This is a genomic window from Mesorhizobium sp. M5C.F.Ca.IN.020.32.2.1 (assembly GCF_004023105.1).
Taxonomy (GTDB): domain Bacteria; phylum Pseudomonadota; class Alphaproteobacteria; order Rhizobiales; family Rhizobiaceae; genus Mesorhizobium; species Mesorhizobium wenxiniae.
Genome location: NZ_RZSX01000529.1, coordinates 1 through 4,555, shown reverse-complemented (window position 1 = coordinate 4,555; position 4,555 = coordinate 1). Strand labels below are relative to the sequence as shown.

Here is a 4,555-nt window from a genome sequence, read left to right as displayed (position 1 = left end):
CTCCTCGGCGATGATCAGCGTACGCTCGAACTGGCCGGTATTCTTCTCGTTCATGCGGAAATAGGTCGACAGTTCCATCGGGCAGCGCACGCCCTTGGGCACGAAGACGAAGGAGCCGTCTGTGAACACCGCCGAATTCAGTGTCGCGTAGAAATTGTCGGAGGTCGGCACGACCGAACCGAGATATTTCTTCACCAGTTCCGGGTGCTCGCGGATCGCTTCCGAGATCGAACAGAAAATGACGCCGGCCTGCGCCAGCTCCTTCTTGAAGGTGGTGACGACGGACACCGAATCGAACACCGCGTCGACGGCGACGCGGCCCGACTTGTAGACATTGTCGCTGGGTTCCTCGAGTTCCGACGCGTCGGTCTTCTGCACGCCGGCGAGGATTTCCTGTTCCTTCAGCGGAATGCCGAGCTTTTCGTAGACCCTCAAGAGCTCAGGATCGACGTCGCTCAGCGATGTCGGTCCCGGCGTGCTCTTGGGCGCCGCATAGTAGTAGAGGTCCTGGAAATCGATCTTCGGATAATGGACGCGCGCCCACTTCGGCTCGTCCAGCGTCACCCAGCGCCGATAGGCTTCCAGACGCCATTCCAGCATCCAGGACGGCTCGTCCTTCTTCGCCGAAATGAAGCGGATAATGTCTTCGCTCAGGCCCTTTGGGGCCTTGTCCATCGCGATTTCGGTCTGGAATCCGTATTTATACTGGTCGACGTCGATCTTTCGGACCCGATCGATCGTGTCCTGCACAGCAGGCATATGCGTTCTCCATCCACGCCGGGGTCAAGGCCCGACAGTTTTCAAACTATGGCACCGCGAAACGAGTGCCCATGGGCAACCAAGGCGGCGTAAGTTCCATATAGTGCGTCCCTGCCGGAAATTCACCCGGCCACCATGGAACGCACGGCTCTACCAGGCCCGAAGGCCTGCATCATTCTGCCGCACTCAGGCAGCTTTTTCCCTGCCCGCCGCTTCCTTACCGGCTTGCCTCGAGGCGATACCTGACAGTGCCTTGCGGAACAACTCGACATCCTCGGCACTCGTTGCGTGGCCGATGGACACGCGCAAAGCGCCAAGGCTATCACTGTGCCCCATGGCTTTCAGGACATGGCTCGGGCCGACCTTGCCCGACGAACAGGCGGAACCGGCCGACAGCGCCACGCCGGCGAGGTCAAAGGCGATCTGCGCCGTCTCGGCCTTGGTGCCCGCAATAGCGAAGAATGTCGTATTGGCAAGCCTCGGCGCGCCGGTTCCGAAGATTTCCGCATCCGGCACCAGCGTTTTCACGATGGCCTCGATCTCGTCGCGGCGGCGACCGACCGCATCGATGCTCTTCAATCCGATCAGGGCTTCCCGCGCCGCCGCGCCAAAACCGGCGATCGCGGCTAGGTTTTCGGTGCCGCCACGGTGGCCCTTTTCCTGGCCACCGCCGGCGATCAAGGGTCTTGGCATCATCAGGTCCGAGGCGGCGATGATGGCGCCAGCGCCCTTGGGACCGCCGATCTTGTGCGAAGACAGAATCAGGTAATCGGCGTAACCCGCTGACAAATCGAGCGGAATGCGGCCGGCGGCCTGCACGGCGTCGATGATCAGAATGCCGCCCGCCGCCTTGACGATTTCGGCGATGCGCTCGACCGGCTGGATGATGCCGGTCTCGTTATTGGCAGCGTGGATCGCCACCAGCGGCAGGCCGTCTGCCTTGTCATGACGGCCAAGTGCCGCCGCCAACGCGTCCAGCTTGACAATGCCGTCGGTGTCGACGCCGATGCGTGTCACCTGGGCTGCCGGAAAGCGCCCGCCATTCAGCACACAAGGATGATCGGCTTCGCAGACATAGAGCCGGCTCATGCGGATAGTGCCGCGCCCCATCTGCCAATCCGGCGTCAGCAGCGTCGAGGCGGCTTCCGTCGCACCGGAGGTGAACACGACATGCTCGGCGCTGGCGTTGACCAGCGTCGCCACATCGCGCCTTGCATTCTCGATCAGCCGCCGTGCGGCGCGACCCTCGGCATGGACCGATGACGGGTTGGCGGCGACATCAAGCGCGGCAATCATTGCAGTGCGCGCCGCGGCAAGCAGCGGCGCACTGGCATTGTAGTCGAGATAGGCGCGTCTTCCGGCCATTTTCGTTTCGATCGGTCCCTTCAAGAGCCATTCCGCGAGGATAGCGCGTTATTTCCTTGAAATTGCAAGGCAAGCCGTCCTATTTACGCCACTTGCGGCGCGGATGGCCGAACCACGATGTTTTGGCCACCCAGTTTTGAACAATTCTAAACTAGCTTCTAGAAAGACGCTCGCCCTGCGTCAAGGCCTGGGAAGACTGGGGGCCGGAGGAAGAGTTGTTCCGGGCGCCGCGCATTCATATGCCATGTGGAGTATTTTATGCCTGAGGTCATTTTCACCGGTCCGGCCGGCCGCCTGGAGGGTCGCTACCAGCCTTCCAAGGAAAAGAGCGCGCCGATTGCCATCATCCTGCACCCGCACCCCCAGTTCGGCGGCACGATGAACAACAAGATCGTCTATGACCTCTTCTACATGTTCCAGAAGCGGGATTTCACCACGCTTCGCTTTAATTTCCGCGGCATCGGCCGCAGCCAGGGCGAATTCGACCACGGCACCGGCGAATTGTCGGATGCGGCCGCGGCACTTGATTGGGTGCAGTCGCTGCATCCTGATTCCAAGAGCTGCTGGGTCGCCGGCTATTCGTTTGGCGCCTGGATCGGCATGCAGCTTCTGATGCGCCGGCCGGAGATCGAAGGCTTCATCTCGATCGCGCCGCAGCCCAACACCTATGATTTCTCGTTCCTGGCCCCCTGCCCGTCGTCCGGCCTCATCATCCATGGCGACGCCGACAAGGTCGCGCCGCCAAAGGACGTGCAGGGGTTGGTCGACAAATTGCACACGCAAAAGGGCATCACCATCACCCAGAAGACCTTGCCCGGGGCCAACCATTTCTTCTCCAACGACGCGGACCTCCTGCTCCAGGAATGCGCGGACTATCTCGATCGCCGGCTGGCCGGCGAGTTATCCGACCCGCGGCCGAAACGGTTGAGATAACAGCGATGTACCAGCCCCCGCATTTCCAGGAAACGCGGCAAGACGTGCTGCACGGGCTGATCCGGGCGCATCCGCTTGGCCTGCTGATTTCAAATGGAGCCGAGGGGCCGGTCGCGAACGCGATCCCGTTCCTGCTCGACGCCCCCTCCCTGCGCAACGCAGAGGCGCCGCCGAACGGCAGTCTGCGCGCCCATCTGGCGAGAGCCAATCCGCAATGGCGCCTGCTGGCCGACAACCCGGCATCGCCCGTGCTGGTCGTCTTCCAGGGCACCGATGCCTATGTGACGCCGTCCTGGTACGAGACCAAGCGCGAGACCGGGAAGGTCGTGCCGACCTGGAACTACGCCATTGTCCAGGTGCGCGGTGCAGTTAGAGTGATCGAGGACCAGGATTGGCTGGCCCGACAGATTTCCGATCTGACGGTAACACAGGAAGCCGCTCGCAAAGCACCTTGGGCGGTGACCGACGCACCAGCCAGCTTCATCCAGTCGCAGATCAAGGGCATTGTCGGGCTGGAAATCGAGATCACGGACATGCAAGGCAAGTGGAAGGTCAGCCAGAACCGGCCAATAGCCGACCGTAGCGGTGTCGCCGAGGGGCTCGAGAGCGAGGGCTCGAACTCGCCCGACATGGTCCGGCTTGTACGATCCTACGGCGGACTGGACGACAGGTAGCACCGACCTTGTGCAAGGTCGCAGCCCGGAACTCCCAGGGATTTGCTGCGGCCAGGAAGGCATCGGTGTCGACCTTGCCGGCTTGCGCCACGTCGCGCTGAGAGGCAGGTCGCTCAATCGACCTTCGTCATCGCCGCCTTGCGCTCGTTGGCGATCAGCCACAGGTTGCGGATGTAGATGAACAGTCCCAGGGCCTGGCCGGCGATGAACACCGGATCCTGCCGCTGGATGGCGTAGATCAGCAGCAGGCTGCCGCCGAACAGCGAAAAGAACCAGAAAGCGATCGGCACGACGCTGCGCTTGGCTTTTTCCGATGCGACCCACTGCACGACGAAGCGCATGCTGAAAAAGAACTGGGCGACAAAGCCGAGCAGAATCCACGTATCGAACTGCTTGACGAAGACATCGTGAAGCCAGGTCGCCAGTTCCTGAAGCACGTTAGGCACGCCGGATTTCCTCTGTTTTTGGCATTCTGCGGCGCCGGCGGCGCAGCCACCAGACACCGGCGAGATCAAGCACCCCTTGCAGGCCGCGATCGAAAATTCCGTAATTGGACTTGCCGTGACGGCGAGAGCGGTCGACGACGTCGCAATGCACGACGCGATACCCCTCCTGGATGACGAGGGCCGGAACAAAGCGGTGCGTGCCGTCGAAGAACGGTAATTTCCTAAGGATGTCGGTATGGATCGCCTTCAGGCCGCAGCCCGTGTCGCGGGTCTCGTCATGCAGGACGGCCTTTCTCAGCCAGTTGGCGAAACGGGACGCCAGTTGCTTGATCTTGCTGTCGCGACGCTTCAGGCGCTGCCCTTGCGCAACACCGAAAC

At 61.8% G+C, this 4,555-nt stretch carries 4 protein-coding genes and 2 pseudogenes; 2 read left to right on the top strand and 4 right to left on the bottom strand.

Features of this window, described 5'->3' with window-relative positions:
* Both EOA86_RS23520 and EOA86_RS23515 read right to left on the bottom strand, forming a co-directional pair.
* Window positions 1–759 (bottom strand): annotated as a pseudogene (locus tag EOA86_RS23520) (Fe-S cluster assembly protein SufB); the annotation flags it as partial.
* A gap of 186 nt (window positions 760–945) precedes the next feature.
* Window positions 946–2,124, bottom strand: coding sequence for a cysteine desulfurase family protein (locus EOA86_RS23515; protein ID WP_127211944.1), 1,179 nt, complete (start codon window positions 2,122–2,124; stop codon window positions 946–948).
* A 258-nt stretch (window positions 2,125–2,382) separates the two neighbouring features.
* On the opposite strand from EOA86_RS23515, the gene EOA86_RS23510 reads away from it, so the two are divergent.
* Together EOA86_RS23510 and EOA86_RS23505 are read left to right on the top strand one after the other, a co-directional pair.
* A complete protein-coding gene (locus tag EOA86_RS23510; RefSeq protein WP_065008118.1) occupies window positions 2,383–3,057 on the top strand; it encodes an alpha/beta hydrolase in 675 nt (224 codons plus the stop codon).
* 5 nt (window positions 3,058–3,062) lie between these two features.
* Window positions 3,063–3,731, top strand: coding sequence for an FMN-binding negative transcriptional regulator (locus EOA86_RS23505; protein WP_128343838.1), 669 nt, complete (start codon window positions 3,063–3,065; stop codon window positions 3,729–3,731).
* Window positions 3,732–3,844: 113 nt separating this feature from the next.
* Here EOA86_RS23505 and EOA86_RS23500 read toward each other — a convergent pair whose 3' ends face one another.
* Both EOA86_RS23500 and EOA86_RS23495 read right to left on the bottom strand, forming a co-directional pair.
* A complete protein-coding gene (locus tag EOA86_RS23500; RefSeq protein ID WP_127212256.1) occupies window positions 3,845–4,177 on the bottom strand; it encodes a lipid-A-disaccharide synthase N-terminal domain-containing protein in 333 nt (110 codons plus the stop codon).
* A pseudogene (locus EOA86_RS23495) lies at window positions 4,170–4,555 on the bottom strand (dolichol-phosphate mannosyltransferase); the annotation flags it as partial. The pseudogene EOA86_RS23495 and the gene EOA86_RS23500, both read right to left, overlap by 8 nt.